At 68.4% G+C, this 24,774-nt stretch carries 22 protein-coding genes, 1 other RNA gene and 2 pseudogenes; 20 read left to right on the top strand and 5 right to left on the bottom strand.

The window, feature by feature from the left end; translation table 11 throughout:
• Positions 1-28: 28 nt before the first annotated feature.
• The 3 genes from ribH to thiL are packed head-to-tail and all read left to right on the top strand — an operon-like array spanning position 29 to position 1,907.
• Positions 29-496 (top strand): 6,7-dimethyl-8-ribityllumazine synthase, encoded by a 468-nt coding sequence (ribH, locus tag AC1DOM_RS12155; protein ID WP_498963628.1) that lies wholly within the window; start codon positions 29-31, stop codon positions 494-496.
• Positions 493-948, top strand: coding sequence for a transcription antitermination factor NusB (nusB, locus tag AC1DOM_RS12150; RefSeq protein ID WP_498963626.1), 456 nt, complete (start codon positions 493-495; stop codon positions 946-948). The genes ribH and nusB overlap by 4 nt, the downstream gene beginning before the upstream one ends.
• Positions 945-1,907: a thiamine-phosphate kinase gene (gene thiL / locus AC1DOM_RS12145; RefSeq protein WP_498963624.1), complete on the top strand. Its 963-nt coding sequence runs from the start codon at positions 945-947 to the stop codon at positions 1,905-1,907. The genes nusB and thiL overlap by 4 nt, the downstream gene beginning before the upstream one ends.
• Here the strand turns inward: thiL and AC1DOM_RS12140 are convergent, their stop codons facing one another.
• The 3 genes from AC1DOM_RS12140 to AC1DOM_RS12130 all read right to left on the bottom strand — a co-directional run bounded on the left by AC1DOM_RS12140 (position 1,908) and on the right by AC1DOM_RS12130 (position 4,562).
• Positions 1,908-2,720 (bottom strand): SGNH/GDSL hydrolase family protein, encoded by an 813-nt coding sequence (locus AC1DOM_RS12140; protein ID WP_498963622.1) that lies wholly within the window; start codon positions 2,718-2,720, stop codon positions 1,908-1,910.
• 80 nt (positions 2,721-2,800) lie between these two features.
• Positions 2,801-3,184, bottom strand: coding sequence for a YraN family protein (locus AC1DOM_RS12135; protein WP_498963620.1), 384 nt, complete (start codon positions 3,182-3,184; stop codon positions 2,801-2,803).
• Positions 3,168-4,562: a penicillin-binding protein activator gene (locus AC1DOM_RS12130; protein ID WP_498963618.1), complete on the bottom strand. Its 1,395-nt coding sequence runs from the start codon at positions 4,560-4,562 to the stop codon at positions 3,168-3,170. Before AC1DOM_RS12130 ends, AC1DOM_RS12135 begins: the two co-directional genes overlap by 17 nt.
• A 122-nt stretch (positions 4,563-4,684) precedes the next feature.
• On the opposite strand from AC1DOM_RS12130, the gene rsmI reads away from it, so the two are divergent.
• The gene (gene rsmI, locus AC1DOM_RS12125) at positions 4,685-5,515 is read left to right on the top strand and encodes a 16S rRNA (cytidine(1402)-2'-O)-methyltransferase (protein ID WP_498963616.1); all 831 of its coding nucleotides are present in this window, start codon (positions 4,685-4,687) and stop codon (positions 5,513-5,515) included.
• A 37-nt stretch (positions 5,516-5,552) separates the two neighbouring features.
• Here the strand turns inward: rsmI and rnpB are convergent.
• Positions 5,553-5,902: RNase P RNA component class A (gene rnpB, locus AC1DOM_RS12120), an RNA gene on the bottom strand.
• 286 nt (positions 5,903-6,188) lie between these two features.
• Here rnpB and mraZ point away from each other — a divergent pair.
• The 15 genes and pseudogenes from mraZ (at position 6,189) to lpxC (ending at position 23,031) form a co-directional block, all read left to right on the top strand.
• The gene (gene mraZ, locus AC1DOM_RS12115; RefSeq protein WP_498963614.1) at positions 6,189-6,635 is read left to right on the top strand and encodes a division/cell wall cluster transcriptional repressor MraZ; all 447 of its coding nucleotides are present in this window, start codon (positions 6,189-6,191) and stop codon (positions 6,633-6,635) included.
• Positions 6,623-7,579, top strand: a complete 957-nt coding sequence (gene rsmH, locus AC1DOM_RS12110) for a 16S rRNA (cytosine(1402)-N(4))-methyltransferase RsmH (protein ID WP_498963862.1) — start codon at positions 6,623-6,625, stop codon at positions 7,577-7,579. The genes mraZ and rsmH overlap by 13 nt, the downstream gene beginning before the upstream one ends.
• Positions 7,579-7,845 carry a cell division protein FtsL gene (gene ftsL, locus AC1DOM_RS12105; protein WP_498963612.1) on the top strand — a complete coding sequence of 89 codons (267 nt, stop codon included), beginning with the start codon at positions 7,579-7,581 and terminating at the stop codon, positions 7,843-7,845. Before rsmH ends, ftsL begins: the two co-directional genes overlap by 1 nt.
• Before the next feature lie 5 nt (positions 7,846-7,850).
• Positions 7,851-9,725 carry a peptidoglycan D,D-transpeptidase FtsI family protein gene (locus tag AC1DOM_RS12100; protein ID WP_498963860.1) on the top strand — a complete coding sequence of 625 codons (1,875 nt, stop codon included), beginning with the start codon at positions 7,851-7,853 and terminating at the stop codon, positions 9,723-9,725.
• A complete protein-coding gene (locus tag AC1DOM_RS12095; RefSeq protein ID WP_498963610.1) occupies positions 9,722-11,221 on the top strand; it encodes a UDP-N-acetylmuramoyl-L-alanyl-D-glutamate--2,6-diaminopimelate ligase in 1,500 nt (499 codons plus the stop codon). Before AC1DOM_RS12100 ends, AC1DOM_RS12095 begins: the two co-directional genes overlap by 4 nt.
• On the top strand, positions 11,218-12,615 hold the full coding sequence (locus AC1DOM_RS12090; protein WP_498963608.1) for a UDP-N-acetylmuramoyl-tripeptide--D-alanyl-D-alanine ligase: 1,398 nt from the start codon (positions 11,218-11,220) through the stop codon (positions 12,613-12,615). Before AC1DOM_RS12095 ends, AC1DOM_RS12090 begins: the two co-directional genes overlap by 4 nt.
• Complete coding sequence (mraY, locus tag AC1DOM_RS12085) at positions 12,605-13,690, top strand: phospho-N-acetylmuramoyl-pentapeptide-transferase (protein WP_498963606.1); 1,086 nt, start codon at positions 12,605-12,607, stop codon at positions 13,688-13,690. The genes AC1DOM_RS12090 and mraY overlap by 11 nt, the downstream gene beginning before the upstream one ends.
• Positions 13,690-15,000 carry a putative lipid II flippase FtsW gene (gene ftsW, locus AC1DOM_RS12080; RefSeq protein WP_498963604.1) on the top strand — a complete coding sequence of 437 codons (1,311 nt, stop codon included), beginning with the start codon at positions 13,690-13,692 and terminating at the stop codon, positions 14,998-15,000. The genes mraY and ftsW overlap by 1 nt, the downstream gene beginning before the upstream one ends.
• A pseudogene (gene murG, locus AC1DOM_RS12075) lies at positions 14,997-16,067 on the top strand (undecaprenyldiphospho-muramoylpentapeptide beta-N-acetylglucosaminyltransferase); the annotation flags it as partial. The gene ftsW and the pseudogene murG, both read left to right, overlap by 4 nt.
• A 38-nt stretch (positions 16,068-16,105) precedes the next feature.
• Positions 16,106-17,548: a UDP-N-acetylmuramate--L-alanine ligase gene (gene murC / locus AC1DOM_RS12070; RefSeq protein WP_498963858.1), complete on the top strand. Its 1,443-nt coding sequence runs from the start codon at positions 16,106-16,108 to the stop codon at positions 17,546-17,548.
• A complete protein-coding gene (locus AC1DOM_RS12065) occupies positions 17,545-18,537 on the top strand; it encodes a D-alanine--D-alanine ligase (RefSeq protein ID WP_498963602.1) in 993 nt (330 codons plus the stop codon). The genes murC and AC1DOM_RS12065 overlap by 4 nt, the downstream gene beginning before the upstream one ends.
• Positions 18,534-19,217: pseudogene (locus AC1DOM_RS12060) on the top strand (cell division protein FtsQ/DivIB); the annotation flags it as partial. The gene AC1DOM_RS12065 and the pseudogene AC1DOM_RS12060, both read left to right, overlap by 4 nt.
• A 59-nt stretch (positions 19,218-19,276) precedes the next feature.
• Complete coding sequence (gene ftsA / locus AC1DOM_RS12055) at positions 19,277-20,512, top strand: cell division protein FtsA (RefSeq protein WP_036169410.1); 1,236 nt, start codon at positions 19,277-19,279, stop codon at positions 20,510-20,512.
• Between the two features lie 89 nt (positions 20,513-20,601).
• Complete coding sequence (ftsZ, locus tag AC1DOM_RS12050) at positions 20,602-21,840, top strand: cell division protein FtsZ (protein ID WP_498963600.1); 1,239 nt, start codon at positions 20,602-20,604, stop codon at positions 21,838-21,840.
• Between the two features lie 282 nt (positions 21,841-22,122).
• Complete coding sequence (gene lpxC, locus AC1DOM_RS12045) at positions 22,123-23,031, top strand: UDP-3-O-acyl-N-acetylglucosamine deacetylase (protein WP_036169406.1); 909 nt, start codon at positions 22,123-22,125, stop codon at positions 23,029-23,031.
• 225 nt (positions 23,032-23,256) lie between these two features.
• Here the strand turns inward: lpxC and AC1DOM_RS12040 are convergent, their stop codons facing one another.
• On the bottom strand, positions 23,257-23,724 hold the full coding sequence (locus AC1DOM_RS12040; protein WP_498963855.1) for a DciA family protein: 468 nt from the start codon (positions 23,722-23,724) through the stop codon (positions 23,257-23,259).
• Here AC1DOM_RS12040 and AC1DOM_RS12035 point away from each other — a divergent pair.
• Positions 23,723-24,655, top strand: a complete 933-nt coding sequence (locus AC1DOM_RS12035) for a M23 family metallopeptidase (protein ID WP_498963598.1) — start codon at positions 23,723-23,725, stop codon at positions 24,653-24,655. The genes AC1DOM_RS12040 and AC1DOM_RS12035 overlap by 2 nt on opposite strands.
• The last annotated feature ends 119 nt before the right edge of the window (positions 24,656-24,774 follow it).

The raw sequence follows: 24,774 nt of genomic DNA, 5'->3' as shown, positions 1-24,774 counted from the left end.
CCGCGGCCCCGCCACCGACGCCCCCCTCATGAAGTTCATCGAAGGCGACCTGCGCGCCGCACCCGGCGCCCGCTTCGCCATCCTCGCCGCCCGCTGGAACCCGCGCATCACCGATGCGCTGGTCGAAGGCGCGCGCAAGGCGTTCCTCGACAACGGCGTGCCGGCCGAGTCGCTCGACTTCGTGCGCGTGCCCGGTGCGTGGGAACTGCCGGTCGCCGCCGCGCGCCTGGGCGCCGCCGGCAAGCATGTCGCGATCGTCGCGCTGGGTTGCGTCGTGCGCGGCGACACGCGGCATTACGAACATGTTGCCGATGGTTGCGCCGAAGGCCTGATGCGCGTGTCGATCGACTATCGCGTGCCGGTGCTCAACGGTGTGCTCGCGGTGGAAATGTTCCAGGACGCCGAAGCGCGCGCCGGCGGCAGCCACGGCAACAAGGGCGAAGAAGCGGCGCTGGCCGCCATCGAAATGCACAACCTGCTGGAGAAGCTGCCTTGAACCGACGCCGCGACGGCATCGACCCGGTCCACCGTTCGCGCGCGCGACGCCGCGCGCTGCAGGCGTTGTATGCCTGGCAGATGTCGGGCGGCACGGCGCAGCAGATCATCGCGCAGTTCGCGCACGAGCAGGCGCACGAGATCGCCGACCTGGTGTATTTCGAAGACCTCGTCACCGGCGTGATGAAGAACGTGCGCGAACTCGATGCGGCCTTGCAGCCGTTCCTGGATCGCACGGTCGAGGAAGTCGACCCCATCGAACGCGCCGCGCTGCGCATCGCCGCGTACGAACTGCGCCATCGCGTCGACGTGCCGTATCGCGTGGTGCTCAACGAAGCCATCGACATCACCAAGCGCTTCGGCTCCGAGCACGGCCACACCTTCGTCAACGGTGTGCTCGACCATGCAGCCGCCGCGTGGCGCACGGCGGAGTTCGACGCCACGCGCAAGTGAGCACCAACGAGTTCGACCTGATCGAACGCATCCGCCGCCGCGCGACGACGACGCGCGAGGACGTGCTCCTGGGCATCGGCGACGATGCCGCGCTGCTCGAAGTTCCCGCCGGCCACGCCCTGGTGGTGGCCACCGACACGCTCAATGCGGGCGTGCATTTCCCCGTCGAAACGCCGCCCGCCGACATCGGCTGGAAGGCGCTGGCGGTGAACCTGTCCGATCTCGCCGCGATGGGCGCCACGCCCGCGTGGTGCACGTTGTCGGTGTCATTGCCCGACGCCGACGCGGAGTGGATCGACGCGTTCCTCGAAGGCTTCATGCGCCTTGCGGTCCTGCATGACGTCGCGTTGGTCGGCGGCGATACGACGCGCGGGCCCTTGTCGATTTCCGCGACGGTGCACGGTTTCGTCGACCCCGCGCGCGCATTGCGTCGCGCCGCGGCGCGCGAAGGCGACCTGGTGTGGGTGAGCGGCACGCTCGGCGACGCTGCCGCCGCGCTGGAACAGTGGCGCGCAGGTGCATTGATCGATCCGGGCCTGCGCGAACGCCTGGATCGCCCGACGCCGCGCGTTGCGTTGGGACGCGCCCTGGGCGGGATCGCGCGCGCTTGCATCGACGTGTCGGACGGATTGCTCGCGGATCTGGCGCACGTGTGCGCGGCGAGTGGCGTGAGTGCGCAGATCGATGTCGATGCCTTGCCTGCGTCGGACGTGCTGTGCGCGGAGTTCGGCGGCGACGCGCGGCGCCATCTGCAATCGGCGGGCGGCGACGATTACGAGTTGTGTTTCACCGCGCCGGCGGCAGCGCGCGAGGCGGTGGAAACGGCGGCGCGCAACGCGGACGTCTGCATCACTCCGATCGGGCGCATCGTGCCGCGGACGGCGGGCCCGGTGATGGCGCGCGATGCGCACGGCGCGGAGTGGATGCCCGGGACCACGGGCTGGCGCCACTTCGCCTGACTATTTCGCAGCGGCGATCACCACCGACATCGCGTCGGCTTTCACCACGGTCTTCTTCGGCGCGCCCTTCAATTGCGCCTGCGATTCCATCGGCGCGTCCGGCGTGACCGCGGCATTCGCCGGCAACAGCGCGAACGCCAGCGTGACATCTGTCGGCACCGGCCACGTACCGACGATGGCGTGGTGGAGTTGCGTCGCCATCACGAGCGTGGCGATCAGGCTGGGATGCAGGCCGTCGGGGAAGGTCGATTGCGTTCCGTTGCGATGCGCCAATGCGCGCAACGCCGTTCCCGCCGGGACCACGTTTGCATCGATACGCGCCGCGATCTGCTTCGCCCCGCGATCGAGTTTCGCTTGCCACGCATCGTCGGGTCCCCAGGTCGCGAGCACGTAGACCTTCGTGCCCGCCGCCTTGGCGCGCGCGGCGAATTCGCGATGCGCGCGTTCGCTCGCGCGGCACGCGGCGGAACTGCGTTGCTCGCTGTCGACCACGCACGCGAGCACGCCGCCGCGTTCCTGCAGGACCAATGCATCCCAATGCCCGGCGCCGAGCGCGGCGGCGGCCTTGCCGTCGTTCCAGCGATCGGCGAGCGAACCGCCGGGCGCCACGAAGGTCTGCGTTTCGATCGTCACCGGCGTGGGCTGCGTTGCGGCGATCGCGCGCAGGGTCGACGGCAGATCGTTGACGTAGGTCAGGCTGTTGCCGATGAACATCACGCGCAGGGTGCGCGGAGCAGTCGCCTGCGCGTTTCCGACGCCAGACAGCGCCAGCAACACGAGCGCAAGGACGGTGCGGCGGGCAACGAACGACATGGCCACCTCGCGGGGCAGGATGCGTGCATCGCACGCCCGGGGGCGGCCAGCGTCAAGTGCGCTTCGGCAGGTCGATGGCCTCAGGCCGTGAAGGCGGCGCGGATCCAGCGCAGGTCGGGCGCGTCGGGGTCGCCGCTCGCGTCCACGACGTCGAAGCGACACGGCGATTGCGACAGCGCCGGGTTTCGCATCAGGAAGACCTGCGAGGCGCGCACCAGTTTGCGCCGCTTGCCCGCGTCCACGGACGCCGCACCGCCGCCGTAACCGACGTGCGCGCGATAGCGCACTTCGACGAACACGACGGTCGCGCCATCGCGCAGCACGAGGTCGATTTCGCCGACCTTGCTCGCGGCGTTGCGCGTGACCAAGCGCAAGCCCCGGTCCTGGAGATACGCGAGCGCGGCGGCCTCGACGGCGGCACCGCGCGCGCGGCGATCGAGGGTCGCCTCAGGGCGCGGGCGCATCCGCGAGCGGAACCTGCGAACCGCCGCGGAACGTCGACCACGTGGGCGTATGCAGGATGTTGCCGACCGGATCCAGGCGCAGCGTGCCGGTCGCGCCCTGCACGACGCCGTTGGGATCCAGCGCGAGCTTTTCCAGGTACGCCGTGATCAGCCACGCGTCGTAACCGAAGGCGAACAAGCGCGCCGCGGGACCGCGCGCGGTCTTCAGTTGCGAAGCGACGCCCGCCGCGGAGGGCAGGCCGGAAATGCCGCGCACCGTCCACGGTTCGGTGGGATAGGCGATGCCGTCGAGTACCAGGTCATCGGCGGGCTTGCCCGTTCCCGATGCCAATGCGGACGTCGCCACCAGCGGTTTTCCGCCGAGGCCGGTCGAGCGCAGCAAGGGCGCGACCGCGCGCGCTTCCGATGCGCGCGTGGCGAGGAACACCGCGTCGACCTGCCCGGCCTTCTGCACGGACGCTTGCAGGCGCGCGAGTAGCGATGCGGCATCGCCGCCCATGTCGAGCGTTTCGACCACGGTGCCGCCGCGCTCGGCCAATGCGTCGCGCATCGCGGACACCGCACGGTGCATGCCTTCGTCGACGCCGGCGACCACGAGCACGCGCTTGGCGTTGTGCGCACGCAGGAATTCGGCGGCGGCGATGCCGTCGTCTTCCGGCGACAGCGAGAAACTCGCGTTGCCGGCCGGCGGCGGGATCGACGCGCGGTTGAGCGCGAGCATCGGCACGCTTGCGCCGGCATCGCGGAACACCGCGTTGACCTCGTCGCGACCGAGCGGACCGACCACGAAGTCGTTCCCTTCGGCGACCGCCTTCTGGTACGCGGCCACCGCGCCGCCCGGCGTGCCGGCGGTGTCGTAGAACGCGACTTCCGGGCGACGCCGCGATTCACTGTAGTAACCGGTGAGGAAGCCATCGCGCACCGGCGCCGCGGCCGGTGCCAGGCTGCCCGACAGTGGCAGCAGCACGGCGAGTTTCACGGGCGGGCGATAGCCATCGCGTTCGGCGGGCGGGCGGGCGCCCGCGTCGAATTTCCACGCACCGCGATCGAAGGGACGCGGCAGCGGCAGCCCGCGACGCTGCAAGGCGTGGCCGGCCTGGGGATACAGCGGGTCGCCGGCGGGCAAGGCCGCGGCGTCGGCGGACAGCGCGGCATCGTCGAGGCCGGCGAGCAGCTTCTCGATCGCGCGGTCGTTCTCGGTGCGCTGCGCCGCGGGAAGCGTGGCGGCGTTGCGCGCCATCTCGCGCGCCTGCGCGAAGGCCGGCGAAAACACATGGCCGGCGGTTTCGGGCCCGGAGACCTTCACGGTCGCGCAACCGGCCATGCCGATCGCGAGCACACCCAGCACCACGGCACGCAGCCAATGGGCCCGGGTCAACATCCTGTTCCAACGCATCGATACCTCGGCCGCGGGCGCGGCGTGGGGGGAAGCGGCTAGGATTCTACCCGCCCGCCCGTCGATGCCATCGTCGACGTGCGCATTTCGCCGAAGGGTTCCCGATGTCCTCCCCAGTTCGACCCGGCACGCTCCACGTGATCGCGACGCCCATCGGGAATCTGCGCGATCTCTCGCCGCGCGCGCTCGATACCCTGCGCAACGTCTCGGCGATCTGCGCCGAGGACACACGCCACACGCGCCAATTGCTCGCGCACTACGGGCTCGAACGGCCGTTGGTGGCGCTGCACGAACACAACGAGGAACAACTGGCCGACAAGCTCGTCGCGCGGTTGCAGGCCGGGGAATCGCTGGGACTGGTGTCGGACGCAGGCACGCCGCTGGTCAGCGACCCGGGCTTTCGCCTCGTGCGCGCGGCGCGCGCGGCGGGCATCGCGGTGAGCCCGGTGCCCGGTGCGTGCGCCTTCGTCGCCGCGCTGAGCGTGGCCGGCTTGCCGAGCGATCGCCTCGTGTTCGAAGGCTTCCTGCCGGCGAAGGGCAACGCGCGCCGCGAACGCCTCGCGCCGCTCGCGTCGGAAACGCGCACGCTCGCGTTCTACGAGTCGGCGCACCGCATCGAGGAAGCGCTGGCCGACATGGCGGCGATCTTCGGCGCGCAACGCCGCGCGGTCATCGCGCGCGAGCTCACCAAGCTGTTCGAAACCGTCCTGGACGGCACGCTGGAAGACCTGCAGGCGCGCGTGGCCGCCGATGCGAACCAGCGCAAGGGCGAGTTCGTGGTCCTGGTGGAAGGTGCGGGGGAGGACGAGGATGCGCGCCTCGCCGAAGGCCGCCGCCTGTACGCGAAACTGGGCGAGCATCTGCCGCCCTCCACCGCCGCGAAACTCGCAGCCGAATTGAGCGGCGCCCCCCGCAAGGCCTTGTACGGCAGTTGATCGCCCACCAAAAAGCCCGCGCAAGCGGGCTTTTTGGTGGCGGAGCCGGCCGATAAGCCGGGTTCTGTCGTGGACAACCATTCCTCTGGACGCATCGTCGCCGATGCGCCTCAAGCAGCCTACCCGGACCCGACGCGGGCAACGTCATGGGGTCCCTATTTGGCCTTGCTCCCGGTGGGGTTTGCCGTGCCGGTCCGTTACCGGACTCGCGGTGCGCTCTTACCGCACCATTTCACCCTTGCCTGATCCCCGAGGGGCCATCGGCGGTTTCTTTCTGCTGCACTTTCCGTCGGCTCGCGCCGCCCAGGCGTTACCTGGCACCGTGCCCTGTGGAGCCCGGACTTTCCTCGGCGCGCTTGCGCGCGACGCGGTTGCCTGGCCGACTCCGCCGCCGGGGATTGTGTCAGAAGCGGCGCCCGGCGGGTGGGGGCGGGTCCGGGGGCGGGAGGGGCCAAATCTCAAAATTTGAGACGGATCAGCGCTTAGTGGATAACTCTTGATCCAGTCTCTGAAGTTCGCTGCAAGCCATTGATGGCAAAAGCGAAATCTTGTCCCCAAGCCTGTTGACAACCCTGTGGGCGGGGCCTAACGTGGCGACTCGTGGGGATTCCGGGAAATCCGTGGAGACCCATCCTAACGAGCCCGCGGCAGACGGGCAAAACCGGGCAGGGCGATGTTCCAGGGTGAGACCGCCATCACAATCGACGACAAGGGCCGGCTGGCCATTCCGACCAGCTACCGGGATGTCGTCGCGCGCGAATGCGGTAACCGCCTGGTCGTCACCTACAGCCCCTTCGATGCGGGTTGCCTTTACATCTACCCGATGCCGGCCTGGGAACGCGTCCGCGACCAGGTCAATGCCTTGCCGCGCACGAAGAGCGTCAGCCGCAACCTGCAGCTGAAGCTGGTCGGCGCGGCCACCTTCGTCGAACCCGACGCCAGCGGCCGCATCTCGCTGCCCGCGAGCCATCGCAACGCTACCGGCCTGGAAAAGAAGGCCGTGCTGTTGGGCATGGGCGACAAATTCGAACTGTGGAGCGAGCAGTCGCACCTCGCGCAGATCCGGCAGACCTTGTCGGACGACGACCTGGGCGACGGGTTGCTGGAATTGCAGTTGTGACCGGCGGTGGCGCGGATGCCCGGTCCGCCCACCTTCCGGTCTTGTTCGCGCAGGTCATGGAAGGCCTGCGTGTGCGCAGCGACGGACGTTACTTCGATGGGACTTTCGGCCGCGGCGGCCACGCCGCCGGCGTGTTGGAACGGTTGGGCGCAGGAGGGCGCTTGCTGCTGATGGACAAGGATCCCGAGGCGATCGCCGAGGCCGGCCGCAAGTTCGGCACGGATGCGCGCGTCGCGATCCGCCGCGGCAGCTTCGCCGACCTCGCGCACTGGGATCTCGTCCGCGAAGGCCTCGACGGCGTGTTGCTCGACCTCGGCGTTTCCTCGCCGCAGCTGGATGTCGCCGAACGCGGCTTCTCCTTCGCGAAGGACGGCCCGCTCGACATGCGCATGGATCCGGATTCGGGCGAAAGCGCCGCGCAGTGGCTCGCGCGCGCCGACGACCGCGAAATCGCCGACGTGCTGTTCACCTACGGCGAAGAACGCCAGTCGCGCCGCATCGCACGCGCGATCGTCGCGCGCCGCGCAACGCAACCGCTGGAGCGCACCGCGCAACTGGCCGAGCTCATCGCTTCGGTCATGCCGCGCGGCGACTCCAAGATCCATCCGGCCACGCGTTCCTTCCAGGCCATCCGCATCTTCATCAACCGCGAACTGGCCGATCTGGAAACCGGCCTCGACGCGGCGCTGGCCTGCCTCAATCCCGGCGGTCGCCTCGCGGTGATCTCCTTCCATTCGCTCGAAGACCGCATCGTCAAGCAATTCATCGCGCGCCACGCGAAAGCGCCGCCGACCAATCGCCGCATGCCGGTGGTGCCCGATTTCGTGCCCACGCTGCGCATGATCGGCGATGCGACCAAGGCCGACGCCGCCGAGCTCGCGGCCAATCCGCGTGCGCGCAGCGCCGTGTTGCGCGTCGCCGAAAAGCTCGGGGAGGCCGCGTGATGTTCCTGCGCAGCCTGATGTTCCTCCTCGTCGCGGCGAACGTGGCCTCCGCCATCGGCGTGGTGTACGCACGCCACGAACACCGCCAGTTGTTCGTCGCCTTCAAGCGCCTGGAGCGCCAGCGCGACGAGCTCAACATCGATTTCGGCCGCCTGCAGCTGGAACAGGCGACGTGGGCCGAAGCCAATCGCATCGACCAGGTCGCCCGCAACAAATTGGGCATGGCCTTCCCGTCGGCCGAAGAAACCGTGGTGGTGCGCCCATGAGGCCGATGCCGCCGAACGAAAAACGCGGCCCGAACGGTGTCGGCCGCCTGCGCGCGTTGTTCGGTGCGGGGCGGCAGAAACCGCGCGGCCGCGCGCAGTTCAATCTGCGCGGGCGCCTGGCGATCGTCGCCGGCACGCTGGCCCTGTGTTCGACCGCGCTGCTCGGCCGCGCCTTCGACCTGCAGGTCGTGCACCAGAAGTTCTACCAGGCGCAGGGCGACGCGCGCTTCCTGCGCGAAATGCCGATCGCCACCTCGCGCGGCATGATCACCGATCGCAACGGCGAACCGCTCGCGGTGTCCACGCCGGTCGAATCGATCTGGGCCAATCCGCAACTGCTGCTCAAGTCGCCCGAGCGCATTCCGGAACTCGCCAAGGCGCTCGGCGTGCCGGCCGACCACCTCGCGCGCAAGCTCTCGCAGCGCGCGTCGAAGGAATTCGTCTACCTGCAGCGCCGCATGCGCCCGGAAACGGCGCAGGCCATCATCAAGCTCGGCATTCCCGGCGTGTTCTCGCAGCGCGAATACCGCCGTTTCTACCCGCAGGGCGATGCCGTCGCGCACGTGCTGGGCTTCACCGACATCGACGACAGCGGCCAGGAAGGCCTCGAGCTGGCCTTCGACGAATGGCTGCGCGGCACGCCCGGCGCGGAGAAGGTGATCCGCGATCGCCGCGGCCGCATCGTCGAGAACGTCGACCTGGTCCGCGCCGCATTGCCGGGCAAGGACCTCACGCTGTCGATCGACCGCCGCATCCAGTTCCTCGCCTATCGCGAACTGCGCAATGCGCTGTTGGAGAAGGGCGCGAGCAGCGGTTCGGCCGTCGTGCTCGACGTCACCACCGGCGAAGTGCTGGCGATGGCCAACCTGCCCTCGTTCAATCCCAATGCGGTGGAAAGCGCCAATCGCGAAGCCCACCGCAACCGCGCCGTGACCGACCTCATCGAGCCGGGCTCGACGATGAAGCCGATCACCGTCGCCGCGGCGCTGGAAAACCACGTCATCACGCCGTCCACGCGTTTCGACACCAATCCGGGCTGGATCCCGAACGGCCGCTTCCGCACGACCGACACGCACAACTACGGCGTGCTCGATACCACCGGCGTGATCACCAAGAGCTCCAACGTCGGCGCGGCGCTGATCGTGCACCGCCTGGCGGACCGCACGTTCTACGACTACATGCGCAAGCTCGGCTACGGGCGCACGACCGAAAGCGGATTCCCGGGCGAAGCGGCCGGCCTGCTGCCGGCGCCGGACCGTTGGAGCGGCACGAGCAAGCAGACGATGGCCTACGGTTACGGCCTGAGCGTGACGCCGCTGCAGATCGCGCAGGCGTACGCTGCGATCGGCAACGGCGGCAAGTTGGTCGCGCCGACGTTCGTGAAAGGCCAGCGCAACGAGGCCCACCAGGTGATGGATCCGGTGGTCGCCAACGAAGTCTTGCGGATGATGGAGACGGTGACGATGCCCGGCGGCACCGCGACGCAGGCGCGCGTGCTCGGTTATCGCGTCGCCGGCAAGACCGGCACCGCGCGCAAGGCCAGCGCAGGCGGCTACTCGCGCCGTTACGTCGCCTTCTTCGCGGGCCTGGTGCCGGCGAGCAATCCGCGTTTCTCGATGGTGGTGGTGATCAACGATCCCGCGCCCGAACTCGCGTATGTCGGTGGCCTGGTTTCGGCGCCGGTCTTCCAGCACGTGATGGATGGTGCGCTGCGCCTGATGGATGTCGCGCCGGACGATCTGGATGCGTGGCTCGCCGTGCAGGCCGCCGCGGAAGCCAAGCGCGCGCCGAAGAACAAGCAGGGCGCCGCCGTTGCGACGCCCGCGCCGGCAGCACCGGTTGCACTGCCGGTCGCGCCGACGCCGGGAGCACGCCAATGACCCGCGCGATGCGCCTGGCCGACTTGCTGCCGGATGTTGCGGCGGTGCCCGCCGACCTGGAAATCACCGGGTTGGTGATGGACAGCCGCGCGGTGAAGCCGGGCGATGCGTTCGTCGCGATCGCGGGCTTCGGTGCGCATGGCTTGCTGTTCGCCGAACAGGCGAAAGCCAGCGGCGCACGCGCGGTCCTGTTCGAACCACCGGCGCCCGAAAACGCGCCTGCGCCCGCCGATGCGATTCCGGTTCCCGGTTTGCGCGCGCGCCTGGGCGAACTGGCCGATCGCTTCCACGATTTCCCGTCGCATGCGCTGACCACGGTCGGCGTCACCGGCACCAACGGCAAGACCTCCACCGTGCAGTTGCTCGCGCAGGCATGGACGCTGCTCGGCACGCGCGCGGCGTCGATCGGCACGCTCGGTGCGGGGCTGTATGGACAGGTCGTGCCCACCGGCTTCACCACGCCGCTCGTCCTGCAGGTGCACCAGCTGATCGCGGAGTTGCGCGACCAGGGCGCGCAGGCGCTGTCGATGGAAGTCAGCTCGCACGCGCTCGACCAGGGCCGCGTGGCCGGCGTGCATTTCGACGTCGGCGTGTTCACCAATCTCACGCGCGACCATCTGGACTACCACGGCGACATGGCCAGCTACGGCGCCGCGAAGGCCAAGCTGTTCGGCTGGCCCGGCCTGCGCGCGGCGGTGATCAACCTCGACGACGATTACGGGCGCGCGATGTTCGATGCGCTGCCCAAGACCGTGCGCCACGTGGGCGCGAGCGCGCGCGGCGATCGCAATGCGACGGTGCGCGCGGAGAACATCACGCTCGACAATCGCGGCGTCTCCTTCGACCTGGTGGTCGGCGACGAACGCCATCCGGTGCGCTCGCCGTTGCTCGGTCGCTTCAACGTCGACAACCTGCTTGCCGTCGCCGGCACGCTGGTGGCGCTCGATCACGACACTGCGCAGGTCGCCGACGTGTTGTCGCGCCTGCAGCCGATCCACGGCCGCATGAACCGCCTCGGCGGGCAGGGCGATGCGCCGCTGGTCGTCGTCGATTACGCGCACACGCCCGATGCGCTCGAACAAGCGCTGACCTCGCTGCGCGCGCACGCCGCTGCACAGCTGGCCTGCGTCTTCGGTTGCGGCGGCGAACGCGATACCGGCAAGCGTCCGCAGATGGCCGCGATCGCCGAACGGCTGGCCGACCGCGTGATCGTCACCGACGACAACCCGCGCGGCGAGAACGGCGACCGCATCGTCGACGACATCGTCGCGGGCTTCAGCGACGCGATGCGCGTCGACCCGCGCCTGACCATCGAACGCGACCGCGCGAAAGCCATCGCGCGCGCAGTCGGCGAAGCCGGTCCGGACGACATCGTGCTCATCGCCGGCAAGGGGCACGAGCCGTACCAGGAAATCGACGGCATCCGGCATCCCTTCGACGACACGGACGTCGCGAGCCGTGCACTGCAACGGCGAGCATCGGAGGCGCGCCCATGAACCCCATGCCGCTTTCCCGCATCGCGAACCTCGTCGGGGGCCGTGTCGTGGGCGATGACGTCCTGGTCGACGTCCTCGCCACCGACACGCGCGCGATGCCGAAGGGGCATCCGCTGTTCATCGCGCTCAAGGGCGAGCGCTTCGACGGCCACGACCACCTGTCGATGGCGGCGCGCAACGGCGCGATCGCCGCGCTCGTTTCTCACCAAATCGATTCGCCGCTGCCGCAATTGATCGTCGCCGACACCGAACGTGCGCTCGCCGCATTCGCCGCCGGCGTGCAACGCGAGCGCAAGACGAAAGTCATCGCGATCACCGGCAGCAACGGCAAGACCAGCGTGAAGACGCTGGTCCTCGCGATCCTGCGCGCGGCATTCCCGGAAGAAGGCGCGGTCTACGCCAATCCGGGCAATCGCAACAACGAGATCGGCCTGCCGCTCGCGGTGCTCGACGCACCGGAGCAGGCGCAGATCGCCGTGTACGAAATGGGCGCCGGCAAGCCGGGCGACATCGCGTATCTCACCGCGATCGCGCGTCCGGACATCAGCGTGGTCAACAACATCGCGCCCGCGCACCTGGAACGCATGGGCAGCCTGCTCGGCGTGGCCGACACGAAGGGCGCGATCTACGACGCGCTGCCGGCCGACGGCGTGGCCGTGATCAATGCCGACGATGCCTTCGCACCGTATTTCGCCGAGCGCGCGCACGGCCGCCGGCTCATCCGCTATGGCCTGGAAGCGAGCGCCGACGTCACCGCGCACGCGATCGACCTGCTGCCCGACAGCGCGCACTTCACGCTGGTCACGCCGATCGGCGAAGTCGAAGTCGGCCTGTCGCTGCCCGGCCGCCACAACGTGTTGAATGCACTCGCGGCCGCGGCGATCGCGCTCGGCGCGGGCATCGATCCGGAAGTGATCGCCGATGGCCTGGCCCGTGCGCGTTCCGTCGCCGGCCGGCTGGTCACGCATCGCCTGCACGACGGCGCGGTGCTGATCGACGACAGTTACAACGCCAATCCCGGTTCGCTCAACGCCGCCATCGATACGCTCGCTTCCAGCGGCGATCGCGCATGGCTCGTGCTCGGCGACATGCGCGAACTGGGCGCGGATGCAGAAGTGCTGCACGCCGAAGCCGGCCGTCGCGCGAAGAGCGCGGGCATCGCGCGCCTCTACGCGCTGGGCGCGTTGAGCAAGCACGCCGTCGACGCATTCGGCGATGGCGGCAAACATTTCGAGACGCACGCTGCATTGGCGCAGGCGCTGGAGCGCGACCTGCAAGCGCAGGACGTGCAGGAAGGCGTCCGCATCCTGGTCAAGGGCTCGCGCGGAAGCGCGATGGACAAGATCGTGTCGGCGCTGCTGCGCGACGAGGGGAACGATCCGCATGCTGCTTGAACTCTTCCGCTGGCTGGAACAACTCCAGAGCCTGTTCGGGCTCTTCGGATACCTCACGTTCCGCGGCATCCTCAGCGCGCTCACCGCGCTGGCGCTGTCGCTCTGGTGGGGGCCAGCGATCATCCGCCGCCTGGCGCTGCTGAAGGGCGGCCAGCCGATCCGCAAGGACGGCCCGCAATCGCACTTCTCCAAGGCGGGCACGCCGACGATGGGCGGCGCGCTGATCCTGCTCACGATCGCCGCGTCGGTCCTGTTGTGGGGCGACCTGCGCAACCGTTACGTGTGGCTGGTGCTCGGCGTGATGATCGCCTTCGGCGCGATCGGCTGGTGGGACGACTGGATCAAGATCGTCAAGCGCGATCCCAACGGGATGAAGTCGCGCTGGAAGTATTTGCTGCAGTCGCTGTTCGGCCTGGGTGCCGGCCTGTTCCTCTGGTACACCGCCGATACGCCGGCGGCCACCACGTTCTACATCCCGTTCTTCAAGACCGTCGCCTTGCCGCTGGCGTCGATCACCTTCGTCGCGCTCGCGTATTTCTGGATCGTCGGCTTCTCCAACGCAGTGAACCTGACCGACGGCCTCGACGGCCTGGCGATCATGCCCAGCGTGCTGGTCGCGTGCGCGCTCGGCGTGTTCGCGTATGCATCGGGCAACGCGGTGTTCTCCGAATACCTGCAGATCCCGCAAGTGCCCGGGGCGGGCGAGCTGGTGATCATCTGCGCGGCGATCGCCGGGGCAGGGCTCGGATTTTTGTGGTTCAACACCTATCCGGCGATGGTGTTCATGGGCGACATCGGCGCGCTCGCGCTGGGTGCGGTGCTCGGCACGATCGCGGTCATCGTGCGCCAGGAACTGGTGCTGGTGATCATGGGCGGCATCTTCGTCGTCGAGACGCTCTCGGTGATGATCCAGGTCGCTTCGTTCAAGCTCACGGGCAAGCGCGTGTTCCGCATGGCCCCCATCCACCACCATTTCGAGCTCAAGGGTTGGCCGGAGCCGCGCGTGATCGTGCGCTTCTGGATCATCTCCGTGATCCTCGTTTTGGTCGGCCTCGCCACGTTGAAGGTGCGCTGATGAGCGACGGCAACAACGGCCGGCACCAGGCGACACGGCTCGACGCGATCGAAGGCCGCTTCGATCCGTGGCTGATGGGCGCGGCGATCGCGCTGGCCTCGCTGGGCGTGGTCATGGTCGCCTCGAGCTCCATCGCCATCGGCGAAGGGATGCACGTGGGGCCGTTCTATTTCCTGATCCGCCACCTGGTGTTCCTCGCCGGCGGTTGTGCGCTCGCGTTCTGGATGATGCGCACCGAGCTCAAGACCATCGAAGCGAAGAACCACCTGCTGTTGCTGGCGTGTTTCGCGCTGCTGCTCGCGGTGTTCGTGCCCGGCATCGGCCGCACGGTGAACGGCGCGCGCCGCTGGCTGAACTTCGGCGTGTCGAACTTCCAGGCCGTCGAAGCGGTGAAGCTGCTCTATATCGTGTGGCTCGCCAGCTATCTCGTGCGCTTCCGCGATGAAGTCAACGCGACGTGGATGGCGATGCTCAAGCCGCTCGGCGTCGCCGCGCTGCTGGTGGGCCTGCTGATCCTGCAGCCGGACTTCGGTTCGCTCTCGCTGATCCTGGCGATCACCGCCGGCATGCTGGTGCTCGGTGGCGTGAACATGCCGCGCATGTTCGGCCCGGTGCTGGTCGGCCTGCCGATCCTCGCGGCGATCGCCATCGCCGAACCCTATCGCGTGCGCCGCTTCACCTCGTTCATGGATCCGTGGGCCGATCCGTTCGACAGCGGCTACCAGCTCACGAATGCGTTGATGGCCGTGGGTCGCGGCGAGATCTTCGGCGTGGGCCTGGGCGCGTCGGTGCAGAAGTTGTCGTACCTGCCCGAAGCGCACACCGACTTCATCCTCGCGGTGATCGCCGAGGAACTGGGCCTGGTCGGCGTCGCACTGGTGATCGGCCTGTATGCGTTGCTCGCCGGTCGCGCGTTCTGGATCGGGCTGAAGTGCGTGGAGATGCGGCGCCATTTCGCCGGCTATTGCGCGTTCGGCGTCGCGCTGTGGATGAGCCTGCAAAGCTTCGTGTCGATCGGCGTGAACCTCGGCCTGCTGCCGACCAAGGGCCTCACGCTGCCGTTGATTTCCTCGGGTGGTTCGAGCGTGCTGATGACCAGCATGGCGATCGGCCTGTTGTTGCGCGTGTCCTATGAACTGGAACGCGCCGAACGCCAGGTCGCGCGCCTGCGCGGCGAAGCGCTGCAACCGGCGCCGGGCAACGTGCCGGCGACGACGCAGCCGCCGGTGACGACCGCCGCCACCGCGAGCGTGCGCGGCACCAGCCGCCTGCGCCAGCGCGTCGAACCCACGCTCGGGAGGACCGCATGACGGCCCCCGCACGCGTGATGATCCTCGCCGGCGGTACGGGCGGCCACATTTTCCCGGGCCTCGCGGTCGCACGTGCCTTGCGTGCGCGCGGCGCGGAAGTGACGTGGCTCGGCGCCGACGGCCAGATGGAAACGCGCCTGGTGCCGCAGCACGACGTGCCGATCGACACCATCGCGGTGAAGGGCTTGCGCGGGAAGGGCATCCTCACGCTCCTCGGCGCACCGGTGCGCGTGCTCAATGCCGTTCGCGCGGCGGCGCGCGTGATTTCGAAGCGGCGTCCGCGCGCGGTGATCAGCTTCGGTGGTTACGCCGCAGGCCCCGGCGGCGTCGCCGCGCGGCTGGCGGGCATCCCGTTAATCGTGCACGAACAGAACCGCGCGCCCGGCTTCACCAATCGCGTGCTCGCGCGCATGGCGCGTCGCGTGCTGACCGGGTTCCCGCAGACCTTCGCCAGCAGCGTGATCGCCGAAGTCGTCGGCAATCCGGTGCGCGAGGAAATCGCCGCCGTGCAGCCGCCGCAGATGCGCATGGCGCGCGGCAACGACCGCATGCGCCTGCTCGTCCTCGGCGGCAGCCAGGGCGCGCGTGCGCTGAACATGGCGGTGCCCAAGGCGCTGCAGGCGCTGAACGATCCGACGATCGAAGTACGCCACCAGTGCGGCGAAAAGCTGCGGGCCGATGCCGACACCGCGTACGCCAACGCCGGCATCGTGGCGCGCGTGGAGCCCTTCATCGCCGACATGGCCGATGCCTATGCATGGGCCGACGTCGTCGTGTGCCGCGCCGGTGCCCTGACGCTCGCCGAACTTTGCGCCGCGGGCGTGGGCAGCGTGCTGGTGCCCTTCCCGCAGGCCGTCGACGACCACCAGACGCGCAACGCCGAGTATCTCGTCGAGCGCAATGCGGCCGTGTTGTTGCCGCAGAACGACGCACTCGCCGATCAATTGCGCAACGTGTTGATCGACCTGCGCGGCAACCCGGTCAAGCGCAGCGCGATGGCCGAAGCCGCGCGTTCCATCGCGCGCCCCGATGCGGCGGCGCGCGTGGCGCAGATCGTGCTCGAGGAAATCGCGCGCTTCGACCAGACGCACAGGGAGGCGGCATGATGGCCAACGTCCACCGCCGCCTGCAGGCCACCGGCGATCTCGCCAAGGCCTATCCGCGCGTGCATTTCATCGGCATCGGCGGCGTCGGCATGAGCGGTATCGCCGAAGTGCTGTGCACGCTGGGTTACCAGGTGTCGGGCTCCGACAACGCGGACAACGCCGTCACGCGTCGCTTGTCGCAGCTCGGCGCGAAGGTGCACCGCGGCCACAGCGCGGCCAACGTGCTCGACACCGATTGCGTCGTGGTGTCCAGCGCGATCCGCAAGGACAATCCCGAATTGATGGAAGCGCGCGCGCAGCGCATTCCGATCGTGCCGCGCGCCGAAATGCTCGCCGAACTCATGCGCTTCCGCCGCGGCATCGCGGTGGCGGGCACGCACGGCAAGACGACCACGACTTCGCTGGCCGCGAGCGTGCTGGGCGAAGGCGGGCTGGACCCGACCTTCGTCATCGGCGGCAAGTTGCTCGCCGCCGGCGCGAACGCGCGCCTGGGCGGCGGCCAATGGCTGGTGGCCGAAGCCGACGAAAGCGACGGCTCCTTCCTGCGCCTGAATCCCGCGGTCGCGGTGATCACCAACATCGACGCCGACCATCTCGAAAATTACGGCGGCGACTTCGCCAAGGTGCAGGAAGCCTTCGCCGAATTCCTGCATCGCCTGCCGTTCTACGGCCTGGCAGTGCTGTGCATCGACGATCCGGAAGTCGCGACGCTGGCGAAGAACACGCCGCGCCACGTGATGACCTACGGCTTCGATGCGCAGGCCGACGTGCGCGCCGAAGACGTCAGCCAGATCGGACCGAACATGCATTTCACGCTGCACCTGCCGGATGGGTCGCGCACGCCGGTCGAGCTCGCGCTCCCGGGCCGGCACAACGTGCAGAACGCGCTGGCCGCGGCCGCGATCGGTTGGCAACTGGGCGTCGCGCCGGACGCGATCGCCTTCGCGCTGAAGAAGTTCGAAGGCATCGGCCGCCGGTTCAATCTGCTGGGCGAGCTGCGCACCGGGAAGGGCGCGACCGTGCAGCTGGTCGACGACTACGGCCATCACCCGAAGGAACTCGAAGCGGTGTTCGCCGCCGCGCGCGGCGGTTGGCCGGACAAGCGCCTGGTCGTCGCGTTCCAGCCGCATCGCTACAGCCGCACGCGCGATCTGTTCGACGAGTTCGCGGCGGTGTTGTCGACGGTCGATGCGCTGGTGCTGACCGAGGTCTATCCGGCGGGTGAAGCGCCGATCGCGGGCGCCGACGCCAAGGCGCTGGCACGCGCGATCCGCACGCGCGGTCGCGTCGATCCGATCGTCGTCGGTGGCGCGGGCGAGTTGTCGACCGTGTTGCCGGATGTGTTGCAGGACGGCGATCTGCTGTTGCTGATGGGCGCCGGCGACATCGGCGCGGCGGCGCAACAGATCGCGACGCAAGGTTTCGAAGGAGCAATGAAGTGAGCGGCAACGAGAAATTCCCACCGCTGCGCGTGACCGACCCGGCCGTGTTCGGCCGCGTCGCCGTGTTGATGGGTGGCACCAGTTCCGAGCGCGAGGTTTCGCTCGACTCCGGCCGCAACGTGCTGGAGGCCCTGCGCGCGCGCGGCGTCGCCGCCGATGCGGTCGACGGCATTCCGAATCTGATCCGCGAATTGCAGGACAAGCATTTCACGCGCGTGTTCAACATCCTCCATGGCCATGCCGGCGGTGGCGAAGACGGCGTGCTGCAGGGCCTGCTGGATGCGATGAACGTGCCGTACACCGGTTCGGGTGTCCTGGGTTCGGCGCTGAGCATGGACAAGATCCGCACCAAGCAGGTGTGGCTGTCGCTCGGCTTGCCCACGCCGAAGTACGTGCAGCTCGGCAAGGGCGCCGACATCCATGCCGCGGCGATGTTGCTCGGCCTGCCGGTCATCGTGAAGCCCGCCGCGGAAGGTTCGAGCGTCGGCGTTTCGCGCGTCTACGAAGAGAAGGACCTCGACGCCGCCGTCGAACTCGCCAAGCGCTACATCGACGAAGAAGCGCGCGGCGAGTTGCTGATGGAGCAGCTGATCGAAGGCGACGAGCTGACGGTCGCCGTGCTCGGAGAAACCGCGCTGCCCTCGATCCGCATCGTGCCCAAGGGCCAGTGGTACGACTACCACGCCAAGTACGTCGCCGAAGACACGCAGTATCTGTGCCCGGGCCTGGATGGCGACGCCGAAGACGAGATCCGCCGCCTCGCGGTCGCCGCGTTCAAGGCGGTGGATTGCAGCGGCTGGTCGCGCGTGGACGTGATGCGCGATCGCACGAGCGGCAAGTTCTTTCTGCTCGAAGTGAACACCGCGCCCGGCATGACCTCGCACTCGCTGGTGCCCAAGGCCGCGCGCCAGGTCGGCATCGATTTCGAAGAATTGTGCTGGCGGATCCTCGAAACCTCGCTCGACCGCGACGGGGGTGCGCGCAAGTGAACGCACTGCTGCGCATCCTGGCGTGGACCCTGGCGGTGGCACTGGTCGTGCTGCCGGTCGTTGCGTTGCTCAACGGCTGGGTCGCGTCCGAGCGCTGGCCGCTGCGCACGCTGCGCGTGCAGGGCACGCTGCACAACGTCGACGAATCGCAGTTGCGCGCCACGGTGCTGCCGTATGCGCAGCGCGGGTTCTTCGCCGTCGACCTGGAAGCGGCGCAGAACGCCGTCGCGCGCCTGCCGTGGGTCGAGCGCGCCGAAGTGCGCAAGCACTGGCCCGACGTGCTGGAAGTGCAGGTGATCGAACATCGCCCGTTCGCGCGCTGGGGCGCCGATCGATTGCTCAGCGAACACGGCCGCCTGTTCCCGGTGAAGGGCATTCGCGTGCCGGCCAGCCTTCCGGAACTCGCCGGCCCCGACGCGCGCGTCCAGGATGTAGTCGCGCTCTACAACGAATCGCGCGCGCTGTTCGCCAGCACCGGCCACGACGTGCGTTCGCTCGCGCTCGATGCGCGCGGCAGCTGGTCGCTGGTGTTGAACGATGGCACCGAAGTGGTCGTCGGCCGCAGCGATGCGCGCCCGCGCCTGGACCGCTTCGCACGGATGCTTCCGCAACTGACGGCGCAACCGCAACGGCTGTTGCGTCGCGCCGACCTCCGCTACACCAACGGGTTCGCATTGCAGTGGGCCGATGCACCGGCCGCCGCCGCGGCCGCACCCGTCACGAATTCGCAGGGAAACACATGAACCGCAAAGGCGACAAATCCTTGATCGTGGGCCTCGACATCGGCACGTCGAAGGTCACGGCGCTGGTGGGCGAATACTCGCCGGGCAGCCCGATCGAGGTGATCGGCATCGGCTCGCACGAATCGCGCGGGCTCAAGCGCGGCGTGGTCGTGGACATCGAGTCGACCGTGCAGTCGATCCAGCGCGCGGTCGAGGAAGCCGAACTGATGGCCGGCTGCGAAGTGCGCTCGGTCTACGCCTCGATCTCCGGCAACCACGTGCAGTGCCGCAACTCGCAGGGCATCGCGCCGATCCGCGACGGCGAAGTCACCTACGCCGACCTGGACCGCGTGCTCGAGGCGGCGAAGGCCGTCGCGATCCCCGCCGACCAGCGCATCCTGCATGCGATCCCGCGCGACTACGTGCTCGACGATTCGCAGGAAGGCATCCGCAATCCCGTCGGCATGACCGGCGTGCGCCTGGAAGTGCACGCGCACCTGGTCGTGTGCGCGCAATCGGCGGCGGCCAACATCAGCAAGTGCGTGCAGCGCTGCGGGTTGCAGGTCGACGACCTGATCCTGGCTTCGCTCGCTTCGAGCACCGCGGTGCTCACGCCCGATGAGCGTGAGCTCGGCGTCGTGCTCGTCGATCTCGGCGCCGGCACCACCGACATCGCGGTCCACGTGCAGGGCGCGATCGCCCATTCGGCCTCGTTGCCGATCGCCGGCGACAAGGTCACCGAAGACATCGCACACATGCTGCGCACGCCCACGCCGGAAGCCGAGCAGATCAAGGTGCGTTACGCCTGCGCGCTCGCGCAGCTGGCCACCGCGGAAGAAAGCATCCAGGTGCCGAGCGTCGGCGATCGTCCGCCGCGCCGCCTGCCGCGCCATTCGCTCGCGCAGGCGGTGCAGGCGCGTTACGAGGAAATCTTCGAAATGGTGCAGGCCGAACTGCGCCGCAGTGGATTCGAGCAGCACGTGCGCGCCGGGATGGTGCTCACGGGCGGTGCTTCGAAGATGGAAGGCGTCGTCGAACTCGCCGAGGAAATGTTGCAGATGCCGGTGCGCGTGGGCATTCCGCAGCACGTCACCGGCCTGGGCGAAGTCGTCGGCAATCCCGTGCACGCCACGGGCGTCGGGCTGCTGCTGATGGGCAGCCAGATCGAAAACCCGCGCAGGCCGTCGATCTCGGCGGGCCGCGCAGGCTCGTTCTTCAACAAGTTGAAGAACTGGTATCGCGGCGAATTCTGAGGAAGGCGGGCAAGGCGGAAGGGACGGCGAAGATAATTTTTGCAACAAGCATTACGTAGTTCATAAAACACTTATAAGAGGACACGGACATGGCGCATTTCGAACTCGTTGAAAAGATGGCCCCGAACGCGGTGATCAAGGTCGTCGGCGTCGGCGGTGGCGGCGGCAACGCGGTCGCCCACATGGTCAACAGCAGCGTGGACGGCGTGGAATTCATCACGGCGAACACCGACTCGCAGGCCATCAAGAACTGCGGCGCGAAGCTGCAGCTGCAACTGGGCTCCAACGTCACCAAGGGCCTGGGCGCCGGCGCGAATCCGGAAGTCGGCCGCCAGGCGGCGCTGGAAGATCGCGAACGCATCATGGACGCGCTGCAGGGCTCGGACATGGTGTTCATCACCGCCGGCATGGGCGGCGGCACCGGCACGGGCGCGGCGCCCGTGGTCGCGCAGCTCGCCAAGGAAATGGGCATCCTCACCGTCGCGGTGGTGACCAAGCCCTTCCCGTTCGAAGGCCGCCGCCGCATGCAGGTGGCGCTCAAGGGCATCGACGAACTCGGCCAGCATTGCGATTCGCTGATCACCATCCCGAACGAAAAGCTGATCACCGTCCTGGGCCGCAACGCCACGATGATCCAGGCCTTCCGTGCCGCCAACGACGTGCTGCTCGGCGCCGTGCAGGGCATCGCCGACCTGATCGTGCGTCCGGGCCTGATCAACGTCGACTTCGCCGACGTGCGCACCGTCATGTCCGAAATGGGCCTGGCGATGATGGGCACGGGTGCGGCGCGCGGCGACGATCGCGCGCAGGCCGCGGCCGAATCGGCGATCCAGAACCCGCTGCTCGACGACGTCAATCTCTCCGGCGCCAACGGCATCCTGGTCAACATCACCGCCGGTCCGGACTTCACGATGGCGGAGTTCGACGAAGTCGGTCGCACGATCGAGAACTTCGCTTCGGAAGACGCGACCGTCGTCATCGGCACCGTGCTCGATCCGGAAATGCAGGACGAAGTGCGCGTCACCGTCGTCGCCACCGGCCTGAATCGTGCGGTTTCGCGCCAGGCCCTGCCGACGCGCGAACACGGCACGGCCTACCAGGGCCGCGAGTCGATGGTGCGTTCGCCGATCAAGCTGGTGCGCAACGCGACGACGGGCCAGCCGGACTTCGACGCGATGGCCAACCTCAACGAACCGGTCGTGCCGAACTTCTCCAATGCGACCTCGGGCAACCTGCGCGGCAATCGCAGCGAGCCGGCCGCGGCGGACTTCGGTGGCGACAGCAGCTACCTGGACATCCCGGCGTTCCTGCGCCGCCAGGCGGACTGAGCAGCAAAACGGCTGAGAAGCGCGGGGCTGCGCCAGGCCCCGCGCCGTGTCCTTCGGTCGGCCGGACCCTACCGGCCGACCCCTTTCGGGCACGTCTTCGCCGAACCCGGCGCACCCTAGGGACGCACCCACAAGGCACGTCCACGGGACGGTCCATCCCCGTTTGCCAAAGCGTTCAGCAGTCAGCGTGGTACCCTTTGCGGCCGCTGCGCCACCGGCGCAGCCCGTATGAATCCCCCCGCCTCGGTCCGAGGTGCGAAGAGTCCAGACCGCACGCACACGATGCTGCCCCAACGCACCCTCAAGAACGTGATCCGCGCGACCGGCGTGGGCCTGCACAGCGGAGAGAAGGTCTATCTCACGCTGCGCCCGGCCGCCGTCGATACGGGCATCCGTTTCCGGCGCGTGGACCTGGATCCGGTCGTCGAGATTCCGGCCGACGCCGGCCTCGTCACCGAGACGATGTTGTGCACCGGCCTGTCGTCCAACGGCGGCAAGGTCATGACGATCGAACACCTGATGTCGGCCTTCGCCGGCCTGGGCATCGACAACGCGTACGTCGACCTCTCGGCGCCGGAAGTGCCGATCATGGACGGCTCGGCCGGCCCCTTCGTGTTCCTGCTGCAGTCGGCCGGGATCTCGGAACAGTCGGCGCCCAAGCGTTTCATGCGCATCCGCAAGACGGTCGAAGTGCGCGACGGCGACAAGGTCGCCCGCTTCGAACCCTACGACGGCTTCCGCATCGGATTTACCGTGGTCTTCGACCATCCGGCCATTCCCGCCGCGCAGTCGCGCGCGGAGGTCGATTTCTCCACCACGTCCTACGTCAAGGAAGTGAGCCGCGCGCGCACCTTCGGGTTCATGCGCGACCTGGAGTTCATGCGCGAGCGCAACCTGGGCCTCGGCGGCTCGATGGACAACGCGATCGTGCTCGACGAGTTCCGCGTCCTCAACGACGACGGGCTGCGCTACGCCGACGAATTCGTGCGCCACAAGATCCTCGACGCCGTCGGCGACCTGTACCTGGCCGGCCGGCCGATCATCGGGGCGTTCGAAGGCTTCAAATCCGGCCACGCGCTCAACAACAAGCTGGTCCGCGCGCTCCTGGCCGATGCCTCGGCATGGGACGAAGTGACCTTCGACGACCCGGCCGCAGCGCCCGTGGTCTACGGCAACCCCGCCATCGCCTGACCGGCGGTCGCCCCCGGCGTGAACCCTCACGCCCATCCTCAGCCCGATCCGACAGCGCAGTCACCTCGGTGATCGATCTGTGAACCGGATTGTTCGGTTTAACGCGGTCTTAACGAATTCTGAATGATTCGTTAGCGAATGAGGGGCAAGGGGCGGGGTAGCATCCCCTCCAAGCCGAAACCGACCTCCCGCGCAAACGTATTCGGAGAGGGCGATCGGCCAGAGTCAGGAGTCTTTGGAACCCGTGTCTTTGGGATCCACGAGGGACGCCAGCGCGGACTGCAACGCTTCTTTCGCAGCCGCCGACATCGTTGTGACTTTCCGTTCCGGTCGCTCAGGCGGTTGGAACGGGTGGGTCGTCGTTTTGACGACCAGCTCAGTCACTTCGAGCCCGAGGGATCGGGCCGCGTCGAGGAGTTGCAGTGCGACGAGCCGCAGTTTGGCCCGCCACACCGGCGCATCCACGACGTAGACGAGCCTGCCGCCGTCGACGTTCGCCACCCGCGCATGCGGAGCGAGCCCGGGGGGCAGGGAAGGGCGCAACCGCTGATCCAGCGCGTCAAGCCATAAGGCACGGCGCAGGGGATCGAAGGCGACGTCCGCGAGCAACGCCTCCATGGGCGCTTGCGGACCCGCGTTTCGATTTGCGCGTGCAGGCTTCGGCTTGCTGGACTTGGGATCCGATATCGACATGAGCTTCAAGATCGTACTGAACAATCGCCACCGACAGCCGACCGGCCTGGTGGGCCGCCTTTCCGACAGCGCACAGCGCCGTCCTGGTGTCGCCGCCGGCATTCTCCTCGCTTCGGGCCTCGTGTTGGGGCTCGGCGCCAGCGTCGGCGTTGCCGGCGCGTACAACGCCCACTTGTCGGCCAAGGTCCACAAGCAGGAAACCGAGCTCGCCGCGACGCGCGCGAACTCGCAACGCGAAATCAATGCGCTTGCCGCGCGCCTGGGTGAACTCCAGGCCCAGGCCAACCGCCTCAACGCACTCGGCGAGCGCCTCACGCGCGCCGGCCAGCTCGACGACGGCGAGTTCGATTTCGAACAGCCGGTCCCGACCGGTGGTGCGGACGCGGTCCGCGACATGCCCCGCGACGAGCTCCAGCGCGAGCTGGCCTCGCTCGAACACGAATATGCGGCGTCGGGCCAGCAGCTCTCCGTGATGGAATCGCTGCTGTTCAACCGCGAGCTCGACCGCAACGCGGTCCCCTCGCGCGATCCGATCGCCAACAGCTACATCACCTCCGGCTTCGGCGGCCGCGCCGATCCCATCGTCGGCGGCCACCAGTTCCACAAGGGCATCGACTTCAAGGCGAAGGTGGGCGATCCCGTGCTCGCCGTCGCCAACGGCGTGGTCTCCTTCTCGGGCGTGCGCTCGGGCTACGGCAACGTCGTGGAGATCGACCACGGCAACGGTTACGTCACCCGTTACGCGCACAACTCGCGCCTGCTGGGCCGCGTCGGCGACCTCGTCCGCGCCGGGCAGCAGATCGCGAAGGCCGGCTCCACCGGCCGTTCCACCGGCGCCCACGTGCACTTCGAAGTGTGGGACAACGGCCGCGTCGTGAATCCGCGCAAGTTCCTGGGCCAGAACGGCAACCGCTCCGCCACGCGGGGCTGATCCGGGGCGGGGAACTCCGAACGCTGCGCCCGGTCACATGCGGGCTTGATAGGCGCAGCGACGGACCCCAGCTACAATGCCGCGTTGCCGTACAAAGGGCGCCCCGCGCCCTTTTTTGT

Source organism: Lysobacter sp. P5_B12, from assembly GCF_056400425.1.
This window is presented reverse-complemented; position numbering and strand designations above follow the sequence as displayed.

Excerpts from the sequence above, each read along its gene's own strand:
- ribH (WP_498963628.1), top strand. The coding sequence starts at position 29 with ATGAAGTTCATCGAAGGCGACCTGCGCGCCGCACCCGGCGCCCGCTTC.
- AC1DOM_RS12140 (WP_498963622.1), bottom strand. The coding sequence starts at position 2,720 with ATGTCGTTCGTTGCCCGCCGCACCGTCCTTGCGCTCGTGTTGCTGGCG.
- AC1DOM_RS12135 (WP_498963620.1), bottom strand. The coding sequence starts at position 3,184 with ATGCGCCCGCGCCCTGAGGCGACCCTCGATCGCCGCGCGCGCGGTGCC.
- rsmI (WP_498963616.1), top strand. The coding sequence starts at position 4,685 with ATGTCCTCCCCAGTTCGACCCGGCACGCTCCACGTGATCGCGACGCCC.
- mraZ (WP_498963614.1), top strand. The coding sequence starts at position 6,189 with ATGTTCCAGGGTGAGACCGCCATCACAATCGACGACAAGGGCCGGCTG.
- ftsL (WP_498963612.1), top strand. The coding sequence starts at position 7,579 with ATGTTCCTGCGCAGCCTGATGTTCCTCCTCGTCGCGGCGAACGTGGCC.
- AC1DOM_RS12100 (WP_498963860.1), top strand. The coding sequence starts at position 7,851 with ATGCCGCCGAACGAAAAACGCGGCCCGAACGGTGTCGGCCGCCTGCGC.
- AC1DOM_RS12095 (WP_498963610.1), top strand. The coding sequence starts at position 9,722 with ATGACCCGCGCGATGCGCCTGGCCGACTTGCTGCCGGATGTTGCGGCG.
- AC1DOM_RS12090 (WP_498963608.1), top strand. The coding sequence starts at position 11,218 with ATGAACCCCATGCCGCTTTCCCGCATCGCGAACCTCGTCGGGGGCCGT.
- mraY (WP_498963606.1), top strand. The coding sequence starts at position 12,605 with ATGCTGCTTGAACTCTTCCGCTGGCTGGAACAACTCCAGAGCCTGTTC.
- ftsW (WP_498963604.1), top strand. The coding sequence starts at position 13,690 with ATGAGCGACGGCAACAACGGCCGGCACCAGGCGACACGGCTCGACGCG.
- murC (WP_498963858.1), top strand. The coding sequence starts at position 16,106 with ATGGCCAACGTCCACCGCCGCCTGCAGGCCACCGGCGATCTCGCCAAG.
- ftsA (WP_036169410.1), top strand. The coding sequence starts at position 19,277 with ATGAACCGCAAAGGCGACAAATCCTTGATCGTGGGCCTCGACATCGGC.
- ftsZ (WP_498963600.1), top strand. The coding sequence starts at position 20,602 with ATGGCGCATTTCGAACTCGTTGAAAAGATGGCCCCGAACGCGGTGATC.
- lpxC (WP_036169406.1), top strand. The coding sequence starts at position 22,123 with ATGCTGCCCCAACGCACCCTCAAGAACGTGATCCGCGCGACCGGCGTG.
- AC1DOM_RS12035 (WP_498963598.1), top strand. The coding sequence starts at position 23,723 with ATGAGCTTCAAGATCGTACTGAACAATCGCCACCGACAGCCGACCGGC.
- AC1DOM_RS12040 (WP_498963855.1), bottom strand. The coding sequence starts at position 23,724 with ATGTCGATATCGGATCCCAAGTCCAGCAAGCCGAAGCCTGCACGCGCA.